The sequence below is a fragment of the Micromonospora zingiberis genome (assembly GCF_004331455.1).
GTDB classification, from domain to species: domain Bacteria; phylum Actinomycetota; class Actinomycetes; order Mycobacteriales; family Micromonosporaceae; genus Micromonospora; species Micromonospora zingiberis.
In genome coordinates this window covers 361,729-380,002 of the sequence record NZ_SJJR01000001.1, presented here as the reverse complement: position 1 = coordinate 380,002, position 18,274 = coordinate 361,729, and the positions used below count along the sequence as shown (strand labels likewise).

The window sequence follows — 18,274 nt, the reverse complement described above, 5'->3', positions numbered from 1 at the left end:
CCAAGATCTTCCGGGCGGAGGGCTGGGCGTTGAGGGGTGGGGCGGCGTTGTGGGATTCTTGTTCGTCGATGCGTTGTCGCGCGTGAACGACCGTCGCCCGATGGGCAGCCGGGGCCGTTGTGGCCTGCGGCGGGTGACGGTGGGTGAGCCGGTGCCACCCGCGACGTCGTCGAGCCACCTCCGACGAATCCCCAGCGCCCAGCGGGTACCCGAGCAACCTGCGACGACGAGGCGACGGCGCCTCCGCCGGTGATCGAGGCACGTGCCGGGCCGGGGCGGAACTCGCCCGCGACCAGAAGGACAACCATGAGAATCTCGAACAGGTACGGTGTTCGATCCTTTGCCCGGCCAGCGTGGCCGTCCCGACCCGCCCGCGCGGCGCTCGTCGCGAGCATGCTGCTCGGCACGAGCCTGCTGACCGGGGTCGGCGCGCCGAGTGCCGGCGCCGCTGTCGCGCCGGTCAACGTCACCGTGAACGCGCGGGCCGGGCTGGCCACCGTGTCCGACACCGCACTCGGCGTCAACCACGCCATCTGGGACCAGTACCTGGCCACCCACGAGACGTCGGACCTGCTGCGCTCCGCCGGGGTCCAGATGCTGCGTTACCCCGGCGGCTCGTACGCCGACATCTACCACTGGCGCGACCACACCGCGCCCGGCGGCTACGTCGCCCCCGGCACCGACTTCGACACCTTCATGGGGGCGGCGCGGCGGGTCGGCGCCGAACCGATGATCATCGCGAACTACGGCACCGGCACCCCGGCCGAGGCCGCCGACTGGGTGCGGTACGCCAACGTGACCAAGGGCTACGGCGCCCGGTACTGGACCGTCGGCAACGAGAACTACGGCAACGGGCACTACGGGTCCGCCTGGGAGGCCGACCACCACCCCGACAAGAGCGCCACCTACTACGCGAACCTGGTGGTCTCCTACGCGGAGGCGATGAAGGCCGTCGACCCCACCATCAAGGTCGGCGCGGTGCTGACCATGCCGGCCAACTGGCCGGACGGCCTGACCGCCGGCAACGACCCCGGCCCGTGGAACCAGACCGTCCTCGCCATCGCCGGACCGAAGATCGATTTCGTCGACGTGCACTGGTACCCGGGCGGCAACGCCGCCGAGTCGCTGCCCCGGACCAGCCACATCACCGACGCGGTCCACCTGCTGCGGCAACAGATCACCCGGTACGCCGGACCGGACGCCGGGCGCATCGGGATCAGCCTCACCGAACTCAACGTCACGGCCGACGGCATGACCAGCCAACCGGCCGCCCTGTTCCTGGCCGACGCCTACAGCGGGCTGCTGGCCGCCGGTGTCTTCACCGTGCACTGGTGGAACGTGCACAACGGCATCGGCCGGGTGAGCACCGTGGCGGGGCAGACCGACTACGGCGACTTCGGGCTGCTCTCCAGCGGCACCTGCACCCCGGACGGCTCGGTCTGCGAACCACCGGTCAACACGCCGTTCGCCGCGTACCACGGGCTGTCCATGATGAGCCGGTTCGCCCGCAGCGGCGACCAGTTCATCCGGGCCGGCTCCGACCAACCGCTGGTGAGCGCGCACGCGGTGCGGCGGGCCAACGGTGAGGTGGCGGTCCTGCTGGTGAACAAGGACCCGGACAACGCGTACCCGGTGACCATCGACTACGCCGGGTTCGCCCCGGCGACCGGTGCGCCGACGGTCCACACCCACACCAACGGCGCCACCGCCATCGCCACCGGCCGCAGCGGCACCGCGACCAGCCGCACCCTGCCGCCGTACTCGCTGACCACGCTGGTGGTCGGCCCGGCGGCGGCGGCGACCGGCGTACCTGGCGCACCCGGCCAACCCCGCGCCAGCGGCGTCACCGACCGGGGCGCGACGATCTCCTGGCCGGCGGCCACCCCGGGGGCCAGCCCGATCGCCAAGTACGAGGTCCACCGGCAGAACGGCGCGGTCAGCGAGCAGATCGGCGAGACGACCGGCACCACGTTGACCGTCGGCAACCTCGACCCGGGCCGCAGGTACACGGTCAACGTGCTGACCCGCGACACCGCCGGGCGGGTCTCCTGGGCCTCGCCGCCGCTGACCTTCACCACCGGCAGCCCGGCGGTCAGCGGATGCGCCGTCCGCTTCGCCACCACCACGGACTGGGGCAACGGCTACGTGGCCAGCGTCGACATCGTCAACAACAGCGGGCACCCGGTCGACGGCTGGACCCTGACCTGGACCTGGCCGACGTCCTGGCAGCGGGTGGGCAGCGGGTGGAGCGCGAACTGGGAACAGGTCGGCGGCAACGTCCGGGTGACCGGTACCGACGACAACCGCCGGATCCCCGCCGGGGGCACCACCAACGTCGGCTTCGTCGGCGAGTACAGCGGTCCGAACGTCGCGCCGACCGCGTTCCGGCTCAACGGCACGCTCTGCACCGTCAACTGACCCCACCCGGCCCGCCGGCGGCGACACCGCACGCCCCGCCGGGGGCCGGTCGGCAGTGCCATTGCCGGCGGCGGGGCGGTCGGAATGCTCCCGTTCCGCCGCTCGGGCCACCGGGTTCCGGCTACGCTGACCGCCTCGGCGCTGGTGCGGGTCAGGTCCCGCACGACGGGCTCGACGGGCGGTGGGCCGGTGGACACGAAGGTCGGCTCGCACGGCCCGGCAACCGAGCGGAGGACCGGCGACCGGCGCCTGCTCAGCGGGCTGTGTCTCGGTGTGGCCGGCGCGTTCGATGTCGTCGTCGCGGCGTACGAGATCGCGGTGGACCCGTACGTGGTGGTCGACGAGGCTGGCTTCCACAATCTCGACGTCACCGGCTGGACCTGGCTGCGACTGGGCGTCGGGGTGGTGATGGTGCTGTCCGCGCTGGCCTTGACGACTGGCCGCAGAGTCGTCGTCCTCGTGGCGATCGGTGCCGGCGTGGCCGGCATCGTGACCGCCGCGCTGCTCTTCCCCTTCCAACCGGGCACGGAGGCGATCTCGTTGGTACTCGCCGCGGTGGCGGTGTGGCTGCTCGTCGGCCAGGCGCGGCGCCGGTCACCCCGGCAGGATCAGCGGCGGCGTTAGGAGCAGAGCTGCTGTTGCAGGAACGGCCGCCGGCCCGGGGGGAGGCCGGCCCGCCACACCGGGTTGAGGCTGACCACCAAGGGCGGGGCCTGCCAGGCCGAACCGACACGCTGCAGGACGCCGTACTCGCTTCTCGGGCGTTGCAGGTTCGCGCCGGACAGGAAGTCGATTATCTGGCTCGTCACCGTGGAACGGCCGAGGAAACCGGCGTGGAAGGCCGGCACCTCGACCACCGGGATCTTGGTGTACGGGCCGGGCGGCGCCTCGACGGCGGTGATGGTGGGTAGGAACGCGATGACCCGTACCCCGGGGATGGGGCACATGGTCTGGTAGCGGTAGAACGGCCCATCGGCCTCGATGAGGGAGCGGACGAAGGGCTCGTCCGGGTTGTGGTCGTGCACGAACACGTTGGCCAGGCCGAAGATGCCGCGTAGCAACCAGCCGGCGGCGATACCCCAGCCACGGTCGGCCTCCGGCGGGGGATAGTAGACCCGGGCCGGGCGGGCGAGCGGGCTGAACATCATCAGCACCCGTACCGGCGATTCCGCCCGGTCCCTCAGGTAGGTGCGGGCCACCATGGCGCCCTCGCTCTCGCCGATCAGCGCGATCGGCCGGCCGGTACGCCGATGCAGGGTGTCGACCTGCGCGGCCAGCAGTTGTGCGCTGTCGGCCAGGGACTGCTGGGTGGCCTCCGGCGGATAGGGCAGGGGTCGGCCCTGGTCGTCGAGGCCGACATAGGAGAAGCGGCGTACCCGAGGGTCCACGGCGGGCCGGCCGTCGTAGGCGGAGTCGTGCCCGGCGAGCAGGATCACCGCGTACGGCACCTGCGCGGCGAGCGGCTGGTCGAAGATGGGCGGGTCGAAGGTGTCCCGCTGGCCGGCGTGCGGCGCCTGGAAGACCTGCATGACCACCGGCGCCGACATCGCCAGCACCACCACGATCGGTACCGTCGGTGTCCGGGGCAGCCGCACGACGTTCGGCAGCAGCGCGGCGTGCACCGTCCGGTTCCACAGCAGGCCGTTGACCACTCCGGCGGCGAGGGCGACCAGCGGCGTCCAGCCGGGGGAGGCGCTCCAGACCAGACCGCCGGCCACCGACAGGGCGACGAGGTCCAGCAGCGACCAGCCGAACAGTTCCGCCGACGGCAGTCCGCGCCAGCCGCCCGGCCCGACCGACATCCGTTGCAGGAAGGGCGCGATGACGATCATCGGGCCCAGCGACACGAACACCAGCCAGGACAGTGCGACGGCCGACGCGGCGATCGACATCGCGGCGAAGGGTGCCACGATGACCGCCGTGAGCGCGGCCACGCCCAGGTTGCGACCGACCAGGTGACGGGTCGGGGGCCGGGGCAGGTGCGCCGGCCAGGCCAGCCGCACCAGGACCGCGGAGAGCAGACCTCGCAGGGTCACCGCGGCCAGCAGGCCGAGCCCGAAGGTCAGCCAGGAGTTGTGGTAGACGAGCAGCCAGCGCAGGTCGTGGTACGTGTCGTACGGCCAGACGCCGGTGGCCTGCGGCGCCAGCGCCTGCGGCGACCGGAAGTCGATCCCCACCAGAATCGCGGCCTCGATCAGCGGCACCGCCCCCGCCACGGCGAGCAGCGCCAGCAGGCGACGCGACGGTGACACGGGGCCTCCTTCGCGCGGTGCCGGCGCAGGATTCTCGCCCGTCCTGCCGGTCGAAAAGCACCATATCGTGGCAATAGCCGGATATCCGGCTACTCGGTGCAGCGGTCCGCCGGAAAGGGCCGCCGGTGGTGGCTTGACGATGTGATCAAACTCGGTCAACCTGGTCGCGCCTACCGGCTCAGTGGTCGGCAGTGGACGAAGGAGCGACAGATGCGGCGCTGGACGTACGACGACATTCCCGACCAGGGCGGTCGTACCGTGATCGTCACCGGTGCCAACGGCGGGCTCGGCCTCGAGACCGCCCGGGCGCTTGCCGGCCGGGGCGCGCGGGTGGTGCTCGCCTGCCGGGATCGCGGCAAGGGGGAGGCCGCGGCCGACCAGATCCGTGCGCAGTACCCGGACGCCGAGGTGAGCTTTCGCCCGCTCGACCTGGCCGACCTCGACTCGGTGGCCGCGTTCGCCACCGCGTACCAGGCCGAGCACGACCGGCTCGACCTGCTGATCAACAACGCCGGGGTGATGTATCCGCCGCTGCGGCGCACCCGGCAGGGCTTCGAACTCCAGTTCGGCACCAACCACCTCGGCCACTTCGCGCTCACCGGCCGGTTGCTGCCCCTGCTGCGGTCCACCGCGCAGGCCCGGGTGGTCAACGTGGCGAGCAACGCCTACCGCACCGGGCGGATCGACTTCGACGACCTGAACTGGCAGCGGCGGCGCTATTCACGGTTCGCCGCCTACTCGCAGAGCAAGCTCGCCGTCCTGCTGTTCACCCTGGAACTGCACCGCCGGGTGGCCGCGGACGGATCGTCGCTGCGGGTCACCGCCGCCCATCCGGGCTGGACCTACACCGGACCCAGCCAGGGCCGGGACCGCTTCGTCACGGTCGTCAACGGCATCGGCCGGTACGTCGCGATGAAACTGGCCGACGGGGTGCTGCCGACGTTGCGCGCCGCGACCGACCCGGAGGCCGACAGCGGCAGCTACTGGGGGCCGGCGCACCGCCTGGAGAACTCCGGCCCACCGGTGCCGGCGAGCCGTAGCGAGCGGGCCCTCGACGTCGCCGTGGCGCAGCGCCTCTGGACGGAGAGCGAACGCCTCACCGGCGTGACCCCGTAAGGAAGGGCACCCTGTTAACGCCTGCGGTAGAGGAAGGGCCCCCTTTTAACAGAACGCCGATCGAGCGGGCGGAATCCCGGCCCGGCGCGCCGGTGCCCCGGCCGGAAGCGGCCGGGGCACCACCTGGTCGAGGGTTCAGCTACAGCCGACCCCGTTCAGGGTGAAGCGGTTGGGCGGCGTGTTGGTGCCGTTGTGGGTGGCCTGGAGGCCGAAGCTGACGCTCTGGTTGGCCGCGATCGTGCCGTTGTAGGCGACGTTGCGCGCGGTCACCTGGTTGCCGCTCTGGGTCACCGTGGCGTTCCAGGCGCTGGTGACCTGCTGGCTGTTGGGCCAGGTCCACTGCACGGTCCAGCCGTTGACCGGGTTCGGCGTGGTGTTGGTGACGGTGATGGTGGCGACCAGGCCGTTGTTCCAGGAGTCGGCCGTGTACTGCACCCGGCAGGACGTCGAACCGGGCGGCGGCGTGGTCGGCGGGGGCGTGGTCGGCGGCGGCGTGGTCGGCGGGGGCGTGGTCGGCGGGGGCGTGGTCGGCGGCGGCGTGGTCGGTGGTGGGGTGGTGGGTGGCGGCGTGGTCGGTGGCGGCGTGCTGCCGGTCAGGCCGAAGAAGTCGATGGCGGCCCGGGCCATACCGGTCGACGGGAGGCTGTGCCCGGCGCCCTGGATGGCGTACGCCTCCACCCGCACCGTGCCCGACGAGTCGGCGAAGCGGCGGCGGTTCCAGTTGGTCTGCGGGGTGTCGGTGGACGTGGGGGTCTGGCTCAACCCGGCCACGTTCGTCCACTGCTCGACCGACTCCTGAAGCAGCTGGAAGGGGATGAGGTTGTCGGCGGTGCCGTGCCACAGCTGCACCCGGGGACGGGCACCGGTGTAGCCGGGGTACGCCTGCCGGACGGCGTCGCCCCACTGTTGCGGGGTCCGGTCCATCCGGCCGTTGACGCACTGGCTGTTGGTGGGCGGGAAGTCGGCGGCGTTGGCGAAGCAGTTGAACGGCACACCCATGAACGCCGCCCCGGCCTTGTACACGTCCGGGTAGAGCGCCATCAGCGCCTGGGTCATCATCCCGCCCGACGAACTGCCGGTGGCGTACACCCGCTGTGGGTCGCCGCCGTACTGGCGCTGGGCGTAGCCGACCATCGACATGATCGAGACGGGGTCACTGCCGCCGTCGCGTCGCTTCGCGGCGGCGGACCACACGTCGAAGCAGTTGCCGAAGCCGGCCTGCTGGGTCGCGGTCGGATAGATCACCACGAAGCCGTACTGGTCGGCGAGCCGGGCGAACTCACTGCCGGAGTAGAAGCCCTGGCCGGATCCGCCGCAGCCGTGCATGGCCACCACGATCGCCGGGTTCGCCGGCCGGGCGTCCGGTACGTAGATGTGCATCCGCATGTTGCCCGGGTTGCTGCCGAAGTTCGTCACCTCGACCAGGGACGCGGCGGAGGCCGGCGACGGGGCCAGTACGACGCCCGCCACGGCTAACAGGAGCGCGGCAGCCAGGGATCCCAGCGCCGCTACGGTTCGGTTCACGTCCACCTCCATGGACTACGGAGCGACACCGGACCGGGCCACGCCGAACGTGGGCGTCGGTGGACCGAGGACGAGGACCGGCGTCGCGATGCGGGAGGTGCTGCCCTACGGAGTCTGGCGTCCGTTCACCTCGCCACTGTCAGCGGTGCAATTCATGCCAATCCGCTGCTCGCGCGTAGCCAAAGTATGGGCGTGCGCCGCGCGACGGAGCAAGATGCTTGTAGATATCGATAATTTCGGTCATCCATGATCGTAATTCTTAATGATCGCGCGCCGCTCGGGCCGGCCACCCGCACCGGCCGACGCACGGCCTCACGGGGTCGAGCGTGGGTCGTGGCTCTGCGATGATCTGGCGCATGACGGGGGTCGGGGAACCGGTACGCACGGAGCACACGGCGCCGGCCCGACCGGGGCCGGATGGCCTGGGTGGCAGGTACTGGCGGCTCTGGTCGGCGTCGGCGGTGTCCAACCTCGCCGACGGGATCGTCAAGATCGCCCTTCCGCTGGTCGCCGTCGGTCACACCGGCTCGCCGGTGCTGGTCGCCGGGGTGGCCGCGGCGTTCAGCCTGCCGTGGCTGCTGTTCGCGTTGCCGGCCGGCGCACTCGTCGACCGGCTCGACCGGCGGCAGGTGATGCTGGTTGCCAACACCCTGCGGGCGGCCCTGTTCGGTGCCCTGGCCCTGGCCGTGGCGCTCGACGCCGGCTCGATCTGGCTGCTCTACCTGGTGGCCTTCGGCGCGGGCGTCGCCGAGACCCTGTACGACACCTCGGCCCAGTCGATCCTGCCGCAGCTTGTGCCGCGCGCGGTGCTACCAAGGGCGAACGGCTGGCTGCACGCCGTCGAGCTGGCCGCCAACCAGTTCGTCGGCCCGCCGCTGGCCGGTTTCCTCGTCGCGGGCGGGGTGGCCTTCGCCGTGGCTGGGCCGGCCGGGCTCTGGGCGGTCGCCGTCGCCGCCCTGCTGCTGGTCGGTGGCCGGTTCCGGGTGGAACAGCAGGGCGCCGGTACGCTGCGCGCCGACATCGCCGAGGGGGTCGGTTTCCTCTGGCGGCACCGGCTGCTACGGACCCTGGCCACGATGGTGGGGATCAGCAACTTCATCACCAACGCGGTCTTCGCGGTGCTGGTGCTGTACGCGGTCGGCCCGGACTCGGCCCTGGGGCTCACCGAGCCCGGCTACGGGCTCCTGCTGACCACCATCGCGGCGGGCATCGTGCTCGGGTCGCTCGTCGCCGGGACGATCGAGCGGCTGCTCGGCCGGGCCCGCGCGCTCGGTGTGTCCGTGGTCGCGATGGCGGTGGTCGTCGGCGCTCCGGCGCTGACCACCAACCCGTACCTGCTCGGAGCGCTCTTCCTCGTCGGCGGGGTGCTGCTCGCCGCCTGGAACGTCATCACGATCTCGCTACGCCAGCGGATCACCCCGGATCGGCTGCTCGGCCGGGTCAACAGCGGCTACCGGCTACTGGCCTGGGGAAGCATGCCGGTGGGCGCGCTGGTCGGCGGGGTGCTCGCCGAACTGTTCGGCCTCCGGGCGGTCTTCGCCATCATGGGTGCGCTGGCGCTGACCCTGCTGCTCGGCATGCTCCGGGTCACCGACGTCAACATCGAGGCCGCCGAACGCGCCGTTGCCTGACCGCTGCGCCCTCACCCGCCGGCCAGACATCGGAGGTCTCGGTCGGGGAGGGTGCGGCCCCGGCCGCCCCACCGGGCGGCGCAGATCGGCGACTTTCGGCGCCTGGAATCACGGATTCATTTCGGATCAGTTTCCGGTCGGGTCTTGCCGCACACTCGTCGCTCCGGATAGAACCAGGCGATAGATCGGATGTCTGGCCGGAGGGTGCACGGTGAAGCTACTGCGAGTGGGAGCGGTCGGGCAGGAGCGGCCAGCCGCACTGGACCGGGCTGGTCGACTGGTCGACCTGTCCGGCCTGGTGACCGAGATCGACGGGGCGTTCCTCGGCGGCGACCGCCTGGACCAGGTGCGTGCCGCGCTCGACGAAGGCTCGCTTCCCGGCGTCGATCCCGAGATCCGGATCGGCGCCCCGATCGCCCGGCCCGGCAAGATCGTCTGCGTCGGATTGAACTACTCCGACCACGCCGCCGAGACCGGCGCGACGCCGCCGGCCGAGCCGGTCCTGTTCATGAAGGCGTCGAACACCGTGGTCGGACCGGACGACCAGGTCCTCATTCCCAAGGACAGCCGCAAGACCGACTGGGAGGTCGAACTCGCGGTCGTCATCGGCCGCACCGCCCGCTACCTGACGGGTACGGCGCAGGCGCTGGACTGTGTCGCCGGATACACGATCTCCAACGATGTATCGGAACGTGAGTTCCAGCTCGAACGCGGCGGCCAGTGGGACAAGGGCAAGTCCTGCGAGACGTTCAACCCGCTCGGTCCGTGGCTGGTCACCGCCGACGAGGTGACCGACCCGCAGCAGTTGGGCCTGCGGCTCAGCGTCAACGGCACGCTGCGCCAGGACGGCAACACCAAGAACATGATCTTCGGGGTGGCCGAGATCATCCATTACGTCAGCCGGTTCATGGTGCTGGAGCCCGGCGACGTGATCAATACCGGTACGCCGGCCGGGGTGGCCCTCGGGCTGCCCGAGCCGAAGCCGTACCTGCGCGGCGGTGACGTGATCGAGGTCGAGATCGACGGGCTCGGTCGGCAACGCCAAACGGTCGGCAACGCATGAGCGGGGAGTTCGCCGGGCTGGCCGCCGTGGTGACCGGCGGGGGATCGGGCATCGGGCTGGCCGTGGCCCGGCTGCTCGCCGACCGGGGCGCCGCCGTGGCCTGCCTCGACCTCGACCCCTCCGGTGTGCCGGCGCCGCTGCACGCCATCGGGTGCGACGTCAGCGACGCGGACTCCGTGGCGAGGGCGGTGACGGCCGCCGTGGCGCGGCTCGGCGGGCTCGACGTACTGGTCAACAATGCCGGTGCCGGCGCGCAGGGCACCATCGAGGCGAACCCGGACGACGAGTGGCACCGGGTGTACGACGTCAACGTGGTCGGCATCGTCCGGGTCACCCGGGCGGCGCTGCCCTATTTGCGGGCCTCCTCGGCCGCCGCCATCGTCAACACCTGCTCGATCGCGGCGACCGCCGGCCTGCCCGGCCGGGCGCTGTACAGCGCGACGAAGGGCGCGGTGCAGGCGCTGACCCTCGCCATGGCCGCCGACCACGTCGGTGAGGGCATCCGGGTCAACTGCGTGAACCCGGGCACCGTGGACACCCCGTGGGTACGCCGGCTGGTCGACGCCGCCGCCGATCCGGCCGCCGAGTTCGTGGCGCTGCGCGCCCGTCAGCCCATCGGGCGACTGGTCACACCCGCCGAGGTCGCTGCCGCAGTCGCCTATCTGGCCAGCCCGCTGGCCGCCGCCACCACCGGGACCGTGCTCGCCGTCGACGGCGGAATGCACGGACTCCGGATGCGCCCGGCCGCCCCCACGGCCGCGCGTACCGACCACCATCCCCACCCGTGAATCGAGGCAGGTAGGCATGAGACGTACCCGGCTAGGTGGGTCAGACGTACCGGTCAGTCAGCTCGGCTTCGGCGCGGCCGGGATCGGCAACCTGTACCGGACCGTGCAGGAGCAGGCGGCGTACCGCGCCGTCGAGGCCGCCTGGGATGCGGGCATCCGCTACTTCGACACCGCCCCGCACTACGGCCTCGGCCTGTCCGAACGCCGGCTCGGCGCCGCGCTGGCCGGTCGGCCGCGCGCCGAGTACACGGTGTCCACGAAGGTCGGTCGGCTGCTGGTGCCCTCGCCGCAGACCGCGCACCTGCGCGACGACGAGGGCGGGTTCGACGTCCCGGCCGACCATGTCCGCGAATGGGACTTCAGCGCCGACGGGGTACGCAGGTCGCTGGAGTCCAGCCTCGACCGGCTCGGACTCGACCGGGTCGACGTGGTGCTGCTGCACGATCCCGACGACCACTGGCGGCAGGCGGTCGAGGAGGCGTACCCGGCATTGCACGAGCTGCGCGAGCAGGGCGTGGTGGGTGCCATCGGCGTCGGCATGAACCAGTGGCAGATGCTGCACCGGTTCGTGGTCGAGACCGACATCGACACGGTCATGCTCGCCGGTCGGTACACGCTGCTCGACCAGTCGGCGCAGGAGCGCCTGCTGCCCAGCTGCCAGGAGCGCGGGGTGTCGGTGCTCGCCGCCGGTGTCTTCAACAGCGGTGTGCTCGCCACCGAGGAACCGGGCCGGATGTACGACTACCGCCCGGTGCCGCAACCGGTGTACGACCGGGCGGTCCGGATCGCGGCGACGTGCCGGCGGCACGGGGTGACGTTGCCCCAGGCGGCTCTGGCCTTCGTGGCCCGGCACCCGGCAGTCGCGACCGTGGTCGTCGGGGTGAAGAGTGTCGAGCAGGTCGCCCGCAACGTGGAACTGCTCGCCAAGCCGGTGCCCGACGCGCTCTGGGACGACCTGGTGGCCGAGGGACTGCTGGATTCCTGAAGCCTCAGGGCCACGGCGTCAGGGCCACGCCGTCAGAACCATGGCGTCAGAAAGATGGCGTCAGGGGCGCGGCGGCGGCATCGCCGGCTCTACCAGCACGTCCCCGCCGTTCACCCGGACCACGATCGGGTCGCGGCGGGCGGTGCGGTCGGCCACGACCGTGAAGTCCGTGACCCGGCCGGCGCGCCAGACGCAGCTGACCCGGTAGCCGCCCCGGGCACGCAGGCCGTGGAACGAGCCGTCGGCCCAGTGCCGGGGCAGCGCCGGCAGGAGGTGGATGGTGCCCTGGTGACTGTGCAGCAGCATCTCGGCGATCGCCGCGGTGATGCCGAAGTTGCCGTCCAACTGCATCGGTGGATGGGTGCACAGCAGGTTGTCCAGCGTGTTGTGTCGCAGCAGGCCACGCAGCATGTACCACGCCGGCTCCGCCGCGCCGAGGCGGGCGAACAGCGCCGCCCGCCAGGGCCAGGTCCACGACCGGCGGCTGTCGCCGGAGACGGTGGTGTCGCTGGTCGGGCTGCCGTCGCGGGCCCCGCACCGGGCCTTGAGCGACACCAGGGCGGCGGCCGCGAACTCCGGTGACCCGGCGGGGGTGATCTGCCGGCCGGGGAAGACCGCGAACAGGTGTGAGGTGTGCCGGTGCACGTCGTCCGGGTCGTCCCGGTCGGTCCGCCACTCCTGGAGTTGGCCCCACCGCCCGATCCGGTTCGGCGCGAGACGGGATTGCAGGTCGGCGACGGTGGCCTGGTATTCGGGGTCGACGTCGAGGGCGGTGGCACAGTCGAGATAGTTCTGGAACAGGTCCCAGATGATCTGGTGGTCGTACGGCACGCCGTCCTCGCGGGGGCCGTGCTCCGGCGACCACCCCTGCGGCGCGACGAGGTGACCGGAGCCGTCGTCGACCAGCCGGTCCTGCCAGAACTGGCAGATCTCCTTGATCATCGGGTATGCGGTGTTCCGCAGGTAGCCGGCGTCCTGACCGAAGGCCCAGTGTTCGTAGAGGTGTTGCGCGTACCAGGCGCTGGCGACGGTGTTCCACTCCCACGCGTTGCCGCCGAAGATGCTCTGGCTCGTGCGTGCCGTCCAGCCCCGGGTACCGGCGCCGAAGGCGTTGCGGGTGGCGACCCGGCTCGGCACCGCCACCTGCCGTACGAACTCGACGAGCGCCTGGTGGCTGTCGCCGAGGTCGGTGGTCTCGGCGCACCAGTAGGTCATCTGGACGTTGATGTTCGTGTGGTAGTCCGCCGCCCATGGTGGCTGGTTGCTGTCGTTCCACAGCCCTTGCAGGTTGGCCGGCAGGCCACCCGGTCGGGAGGAACTGTGCAGCAGGTACCGGCCGAGGACGAACATGGTCTGCTCGAGGCCCGGGTCGGCGCCGCCCGCGCGGTACCGGGCCAGCCGTACGTCCGTCGGCAGTGCTACGACGTCGTCGGCGCTGGCGCCCCAGGTCACCCGGACCCGGCTGGCCACCGCGTTGCACTGTGCCAGGTGGACCGCGCGCAGCGCCGGATAGGGCTGTCCGGCCGCCGCGTCGACCGTCGCGCGGGCGACCGGCTCCGGGGCCGGTCCCCGCCACCGCGTGGCCGCGTCGAGCCGGTAGTCGGTACGCGCGTCCAACAGCAGCGTCAGCTGCGTCGCCGACCGTACCCGCAGGTGGCAGCCGTGGGCGGTGACCTGCCCGTCGGTCGCGGCCACGCGCAGCACGGCGGCGTGTCGCAGGCCGTTTCCCAGCGTGCCGGCAAAGGAGATGGTCCGGGCCGGGCCGTCGGCGGTCGCGGTCGCCGCCTGCGCACTGACGAGGGTGATGTCGCAGTCGAGCGCCTCGGTCTGCTCGGCCTGGTAGCGGAAGACCAGCAGATCGGCGGTACGGCTGGCGAACGCCTCCCGTAGGACCTGCCGCCCGGGGGAGCCGAAGCGGGTGGTGTGGATGCCGGATTCGAGATCGAGCGCCCGCTGGTAGTCGACCGGCTGCTGGTGCGGGGCGCGGAACCGGAGGTGGAGGTCACCGAAGGCCCGGTACGAGCCGAAGCCGGTCGTGCTCGGGTCGAACACCTCGTCGGGTTGCCCGGCCAGGGCGTTGTCGTAGTCGTTGACCCCGCCCCACAGGCTCTGTTCGTTGAACTGGATCCGCTCGTGGTCGGGTTGGCCGAAGAGCATCGCGCCGAGGCGACCGTTGCCGATCGGCAGTGCCTGGGACTGCCAGTCCACGGCCGGCCGCTGGTACCAGAGCGTATGCCCGCTGGGGGCCGTGGGCGGCGGTGCGGCGGGCGGACCGGTCGGGGGCGGTTCGGTGACTATTGGCCGGACAGTACCGGCCGGCGATCACGGCCCACAAGCGACGACGGTTTGACCGGTCTGCTCCGGGGCACTACGGTCGGACGCGTGATCATCGCGTACGTGCGCCTGCGTTCCGCCTGAGGCGGCGCTTCGCTCCGGTCGTCCGTCGACCGGAATCTCGTCGGCCCGATGCCGCCCTCGCTGAGGTGAGTGGCCCGGGTCCGCTCCGCGTCGTGTCGCCTGTCGGATGACTCTTCTCCTCCGATTCGACGGGACCTGTCTCAGATGCGTAAACCAGCTCATATCGCCATGGTTGGCTGCACCGCACCCAGCCACATCTACCCCTCGTTGTCGCTGATCCGCGAACTGGTCGACCGGGGACACCGGGTGACCTACGTGGTCGGCCAACCGCTCACCGGCCTGGTCGCACCGACCGGCGCCGAACCGATCGCCCACCCGTCGATCCTGCCCCAGGGCGACACCGCGTGGCCGGAGGATCCGGCCACCGCGATGCGGGTGTTCCTCGACGAGGCCATCGCGGTGCTGCCGAGGCTCACCGCACACTACGACGCGGACCGGCCGGACCTGGTGCTCTACGACATCGGCGGGCTGGCCGGCCCGCTGCTCGGCGCCCGGTACGGTGTGCCGGCGGTGCAACTGTCCCCGACGATGGTCGCCTGGACCGGCTACGAGCAGGACATGGCCGACTTCTTCACCGCACTGGCGGCCTCGCCCACCGGGCGGGACTACTACGCCACCTTCGACGCCTGGCTGGCCGCCAACGGAATCCACGAGGACGCGCGTACCTTCGTGACCTTCCCGAAGCAGGTGCTGTCGCTCATCCCGCGGGTGATGCAGCCGTACGCCGACCGGGTGCCGGACGCGGTCCGGTTCGTCGGCCCGTGCCTGGACCCGGACCGGCTCACCGAGCCGGGGTGGGCGCCGCCCACCGACGGGCGACCGGTCCTGCTGGTCTCCTTCGGTACGGCGTACAACGACCAACTGCCGGTCTACCGGGCCTGCCTGGACGGGATCGCCGACTCGCCGTGGCAGGTCGTACTGGCCATCGGTGACAAGGTCGATCCGGCTGATCTGGGGCCGTTGCCGGGCAACGTCGAGGTGCATCGCCGGGTGCCGCAGCTGGTGGTGCTGGCCCACGCGGCGGCCTTCGTCACCCACGCGGGCATGGGCGGCTGCACCGAGGCCCTCTGGTTCGGTGTGCCCACGGTCGCGATCCCGCAGGCGGTCGACCAGTTCGGCAACGCGCAGCAGTTGGTCGAGGCCGGTGTCGGCCGGCTGCTGCCCGCCGAGGAGGTCAGCGCCGAGACGCTGCGCGCCGCGGTGGACGCGGTCGCCGACGACGCGCTGGTGCGCGGCCGGTTGACCGAGATCCGGTCCGAGGTACGGGCGAACGGCGGAACCGGCAGGGCGGCGGACGCGGTGGAGGAGTTCCTCACCGAACGCTGACCGTCGCGCGGCGGGCCACCCACCCGGAGTCGTTCCGCACGGGTGGCCCGCCGTGCCGCGCGGATCAGTCGTCGTCGAGGATCGCCCCGGTCACGGCGTCCACGTCGACCTCGCGTTCCCGGCCGCCGAAGACGAACTCCATCTCCCAGATCGGGCCTCCGTCGCGTTCGTCCAGTTCGGCCTCGATCACCCGGGCCCCGACGAACTGGCGGGTGACGATCTCGGCGGCCTGTACGGCGTTGACCGGCCGTGGCCCGAACTTCGCGTCCAACCGTGGATCGATCTCGATCTCGAAGCTCGCGCCGGACCCCGTGCCGACCCGCTGCCGGGAGTCCTTGGCGGTGGCCAACGCGGTACCGGCGATCAACGGGACGGCGACACCGGCGACGGTGACCGCGACCAGCACTGCTCTACGCATCCTGACCTCCGAGGGGGTGCACTTCTGCCGTGCCGTGAGCCCGTGCGGACCCGACGCCGATCGGCTGCTGACGACCCGGAGTACGCGCGGCCGGGGCCAGCGGGCTCAGCCCCCGGCCGAACTCTGGCCGGGCCCTGGCCGATTCCTGGCACTGCGCCGCCGGCAGCGACACCACGGCGGCCACCCCCGGGCCGTCCGTCGCGTCCAGGCGCGCCGACCCGCCGCAGGCCACCGCGAGCTTGCGGACCAGCGCCAGCCCGAGCCCGGTGCCGCCCGAAGGTGCGCCGGGCGCCCGCCAGAACGGTTCGAACGCCTGCGTACGCTGCGCGGCGCTGAGCCCGGGCCCGGCATCGGTGACCCGCAGTTCGACACCCCCACCGTCGCTCGCCGGGCCCCACGAGACGGTCACCGTACTGCCGCACGGGGCCACGACCAGCGCGTTGGCCAGCAGGTTGTCCAGGATCTGCTCCACGGCGCCGGGCAGCGCCCAGGCGTACTCCTGCTCCGATCCCCGCACCCGCAGCGTCACCGACCGGTCGGCGGCCAGCGGCAGCCAGGACTCGATCCGGGTCGCCACCACGGCGGCCAACCCCACCGGTTCACCGGGCTGCACCGGGTGCGCGCTGCGGGTCATCTCCAGCAGGGTGTCGACCAGTCGGGCCAGCCGGTCGGTCTCCACCAGGGCGGCCCGCAGGTTCGCCTCGCCGGCCGCGCCGATGTCGGGTTCGAGGTTCTCCAGCCGGAGCCGCAGCGCCGCCAGCGGTGTGCGGAGCTGATGTGAGGCGTGACCGACGAACGACTGGTGGGCGGCGATCAGCTCCTGCAACCGGGTGGCGGTGGCGTTGAAGGTGGCCGCCAGTCGGCGCAGCTCGGGTGGTCCGCCGGGGGCCGTCGGCGACATCTGCCCGTCGGCCAGTCGCCGGGTGGCCCGCTCCAGTTCCCGTACCGGCCGGCCGAACCAGCGGGCCAGGGCGACAGCCACCACCGCCACGGCCGCGAGTACGACCACCGCGACGCCGGCCAGCACCGACCAGAACTGGTGGATGCGGGCGGTCATCGGCCCGGTCGGGGCACTGAACAGCAGCGCGCCCTGGTCCGGCTTGCCGGGATGGATCGGCACCGCGACCCACATCGTCGGCACCCCACCTGAGGTACGGATTCCGCTGCTCACCCGCCCACCGGCCACGGCGGAGAGGTTGACCGCCGAGGCCAGCGCGGCGGCCGCGGGCAGATCCTGGCGGGTCGTCGCCAGCAACGTGCCGCTGCCGTCGACGATGTCGACCTCACCGTTCCACCGCCGAGCGGACTCCTCGGCCAGCAGGTCGATCTGGTCCCGCTGCTGTTGGTCGAGTGCGGTGTCGACGAAGGCGGCGAGCACCTCCGCGTCGTGTTCGAGGTGCCCGAACACGCGCTGCTGTTCGCCGCGCTGGTACACGTAGCCGAGCGGCACGGCGAGCGCCACCAGGATGAGTAACGCGAAGCTGAGATAGGTGACCAGGAGCCGGCGGACCATCTGCGGATCAGCAGGCCACGCCGAGCCGGAAACCCACCCCTCGCACGGTCGTCACCCAGGCCGGATCGCCGAGCTTGCGCCGCAGCGAGGCGACGTGGAAGTCGAGCGTCTTGCCCCGGCCGAAGAAGTTCGGCGACCACACGGTTTCCAGCAGGGCGCGCCGGGTCAGCACGGCACCCGGATCGGTGGCCAGGGCGACCAGCAGGTCGTACTCCTTCGGGGCCAACGCGACCGGCAGGCCGTGCAGCCGTACCTGCCGGGTGCGGTGGTCGATGACCAGTTCGCCCACCTGCTGCGTACGCTCAGGCGCCGCCGTACCGTCGGCCGGGTGGGTGCGCCGGCGGACCGCGTGCATGCGGGCCACCAGCTCGCGCAGGCTGAACGGTTTGGCCAGGTAGTCGTCCGCACCCAGTTCCAGGCCCAGCACCCGGTCGGCCTCGCCGCCCCGCGCGGTCAACATGATGACGGGGACGTCGGTGGAGCGGCGCAACGCCCGGCAGACCTCGATGCCGTCGATGTCCGGCAGCCCCAGGTCGAGCAGCACCATGTCGGTGGGCGCGGCGGTGAGCGCCGCCGCGCCGGTGACCACCCGCCGCGCGCTGATGCCGTAGCGGGCCAGCCCCTCGACCAGCGGTTCGGCGATCGAGTCGTCGTCCTCGACCAGCAGCACGTCCATCCCACACCCTCTTCACGTATGTCGTGCCCGGCGTCCGGTGCCCGTGCGGCGCCGCGGGCAGGTGCGGGCGTGCAGGAGTACGGTGAGGCGCCGACGGGCAGTTCAACGGTGGCCGTCGCTGATCCAGGTGGTGTGCCGAACGGGGT

The 18,274-nt window shown here is 71.9% G+C and carries 14 protein-coding genes; 8 read left to right on the top strand and 6 right to left on the bottom strand.

Annotation, left to right across the window (positions count from 1 at the left end; translation table 11 throughout):
• The first annotated feature begins 393 nt into the window (after nucleotides 1-393).
• Together E0H26_RS01735 and E0H26_RS01730 are read left to right on the top strand one after the other, a co-directional pair.
• The gene (locus E0H26_RS01735; RefSeq protein ID WP_240741958.1) at nucleotides 394-2,418 is read left to right on the top strand and encodes a cellulose binding domain-containing protein; all 2,025 of its coding nucleotides are present in this window, start codon (nucleotides 394-396) and stop codon (nucleotides 2,416-2,418) included.
• Between the two features lie 189 nt (nucleotides 2,419-2,607).
• Complete coding sequence (locus E0H26_RS01730; protein ID WP_131300007.1) at nucleotides 2,608-3,042, top strand: DUF7144 family membrane protein; 435 nt, start codon at nucleotides 2,608-2,610, stop codon at nucleotides 3,040-3,042.
• Here E0H26_RS01730 and E0H26_RS01725 read toward each other — a convergent pair.
• Complete coding sequence (locus tag E0H26_RS01725) at nucleotides 3,039-4,670, bottom strand: esterase/lipase family protein (protein WP_131300004.1); 1,632 nt, start codon at nucleotides 4,668-4,670, stop codon at nucleotides 3,039-3,041. The two genes, E0H26_RS01730 and E0H26_RS01725, sit on opposite strands and share 4 nt — an antisense overlap.
• Before the next feature lie 210 nt (nucleotides 4,671-4,880).
• Here E0H26_RS01725 and E0H26_RS01720 point away from each other — a divergent pair, with 210 nt between their 5' ends.
• Nucleotides 4,881-5,786 carry an oxidoreductase gene (locus E0H26_RS01720; RefSeq protein ID WP_131300001.1) on the top strand — a complete coding sequence of 302 codons (906 nt, stop codon included), beginning with the start codon at nucleotides 4,881-4,883 and terminating at the stop codon, nucleotides 5,784-5,786.
• Between the two features lie 135 nt (nucleotides 5,787-5,921).
• Here the strand turns inward: E0H26_RS01720 and E0H26_RS01715 are convergent, their stop codons facing one another.
• Complete coding sequence (locus E0H26_RS01715; protein ID WP_131299999.1) at nucleotides 5,922-7,322, bottom strand: extracellular catalytic domain type 1 short-chain-length polyhydroxyalkanoate depolymerase; 1,401 nt, start codon at nucleotides 7,320-7,322, stop codon at nucleotides 5,922-5,924.
• A gap of 344 nt (nucleotides 7,323-7,666) precedes the next feature.
• Here E0H26_RS01715 and E0H26_RS01710 point away from each other — a divergent pair, with 344 nt between their 5' ends.
• The 4 genes from E0H26_RS01710 (at nucleotide 7,667) to E0H26_RS01695 (ending at nucleotide 11,777) form a co-directional block, all read left to right on the top strand.
• Nucleotides 7,667-8,941 (top strand): MFS transporter, encoded by a 1,275-nt coding sequence (locus tag E0H26_RS01710; protein WP_131299996.1) that lies wholly within the window; start codon nucleotides 7,667-7,669, stop codon nucleotides 8,939-8,941.
• 211 nt (nucleotides 8,942-9,152) lie between these two features.
• Nucleotides 9,153-10,004, top strand: coding sequence for a fumarylacetoacetate hydrolase family protein (locus E0H26_RS01705; protein ID WP_131299994.1), 852 nt, complete (start codon nucleotides 9,153-9,155; stop codon nucleotides 10,002-10,004).
• Complete coding sequence (locus E0H26_RS01700) at nucleotides 10,001-10,792, top strand: SDR family NAD(P)-dependent oxidoreductase (protein WP_131299991.1); 792 nt, start codon at nucleotides 10,001-10,003, stop codon at nucleotides 10,790-10,792. Before E0H26_RS01705 ends, E0H26_RS01700 begins: the two co-directional genes overlap by 4 nt.
• 16 nt (nucleotides 10,793-10,808) lie before the next feature.
• Nucleotides 10,809-11,777: an aldo/keto reductase gene (locus E0H26_RS01695; protein ID WP_131299988.1), complete on the top strand. Its 969-nt coding sequence runs from the start codon at nucleotides 10,809-10,811 to the stop codon at nucleotides 11,775-11,777.
• A gap of 60 nt (nucleotides 11,778-11,837) precedes the next feature.
• Here the strand turns inward: E0H26_RS01695 and E0H26_RS01690 are convergent, their stop codons facing one another.
• On the bottom strand, nucleotides 11,838-14,075 hold the full coding sequence (locus E0H26_RS01690; protein ID WP_131299985.1) for a glycoside hydrolase family 95 protein: 2,238 nt from the start codon (nucleotides 14,073-14,075) through the stop codon (nucleotides 11,838-11,840).
• A gap of 288 nt (nucleotides 14,076-14,363) precedes the next feature.
• On the opposite strand from E0H26_RS01690, the gene E0H26_RS01685 reads away from it, so the two are divergent.
• Complete coding sequence (locus tag E0H26_RS01685; RefSeq protein ID WP_131299982.1) at nucleotides 14,364-15,521, top strand: macrolide family glycosyltransferase; 1,158 nt, start codon at nucleotides 14,364-14,366, stop codon at nucleotides 15,519-15,521.
• A 64-nt stretch (nucleotides 15,522-15,585) separates the two neighbouring features.
• Here the strand turns inward: E0H26_RS01685 and E0H26_RS01680 are convergent, their stop codons facing one another.
• The 3 genes from E0H26_RS01680 to E0H26_RS01670 are packed head-to-tail and all read right to left on the bottom strand — an operon-like array spanning nucleotide 15,586 to nucleotide 18,128.
• Complete coding sequence (locus E0H26_RS01680) at nucleotides 15,586-15,939, bottom strand: PepSY domain-containing protein (RefSeq protein WP_131299979.1); 354 nt, start codon at nucleotides 15,937-15,939, stop codon at nucleotides 15,586-15,588.
• Entirely contained in the window at nucleotides 15,932-17,452 is a 1,521-nt protein-coding gene (locus E0H26_RS01675; RefSeq protein ID WP_131299976.1) for a sensor histidine kinase, read from the bottom strand. Before E0H26_RS01675 ends, E0H26_RS01680 begins: the two co-directional genes overlap by 8 nt.
• A gap of 7 nt (nucleotides 17,453-17,459) precedes the next feature.
• Nucleotides 17,460-18,128: a response regulator transcription factor gene (locus E0H26_RS01670; RefSeq protein ID WP_131299973.1), complete on the bottom strand. Its 669-nt coding sequence runs from the start codon at nucleotides 18,126-18,128 to the stop codon at nucleotides 17,460-17,462.
• Nucleotides 18,129-18,274 lie beyond the last annotated feature (146 nt).

Coding starts and splice junctions, on each gene's coding strand:
- E0H26_RS01735 (WP_240741958.1), top strand. CDS start 394: ATGCTGCTCGGCACGAGCCTGCTGACCGGGGTCGGCGCGCCGAGTGCC.
- E0H26_RS01720 (WP_131300001.1), top strand. CDS start 4,881: ATGCGGCGCTGGACGTACGACGACATTCCCGACCAGGGCGGTCGTACC.
- E0H26_RS01715 (WP_131299999.1), bottom strand. CDS start 7,322: ATGGAGGTGGACGTGAACCGAACCGTAGCGGCGCTGGGATCCCTGGCT.
- E0H26_RS01710 (WP_131299996.1), top strand. CDS start 7,667: ATGACGGGGGTCGGGGAACCGGTACGCACGGAGCACACGGCGCCGGCC.
- E0H26_RS01700 (WP_131299991.1), top strand. CDS start 10,001: ATGAGCGGGGAGTTCGCCGGGCTGGCCGCCGTGGTGACCGGCGGGGGA.
- E0H26_RS01695 (WP_131299988.1), top strand. CDS start 10,809: ATGAGACGTACCCGGCTAGGTGGGTCAGACGTACCGGTCAGTCAGCTC.
- E0H26_RS01685 (WP_131299982.1), top strand. CDS start 14,364: ATGGTTGGCTGCACCGCACCCAGCCACATCTACCCCTCGTTGTCGCTG.
- E0H26_RS01680 (WP_131299979.1), bottom strand. CDS start 15,939: ATGCGTAGAGCAGTGCTGGTCGCGGTCACCGTCGCCGGTGTCGCCGTC.
- E0H26_RS01675 (WP_131299976.1), bottom strand. CDS start 17,452: ATGGTCCGCCGGCTCCTGGTCACCTATCTCAGCTTCGCGTTACTCATC.
- E0H26_RS01670 (WP_131299973.1), bottom strand. CDS start 18,128: ATGGACGTGCTGCTGGTCGAGGACGACGACTCGATCGCCGAACCGCTG.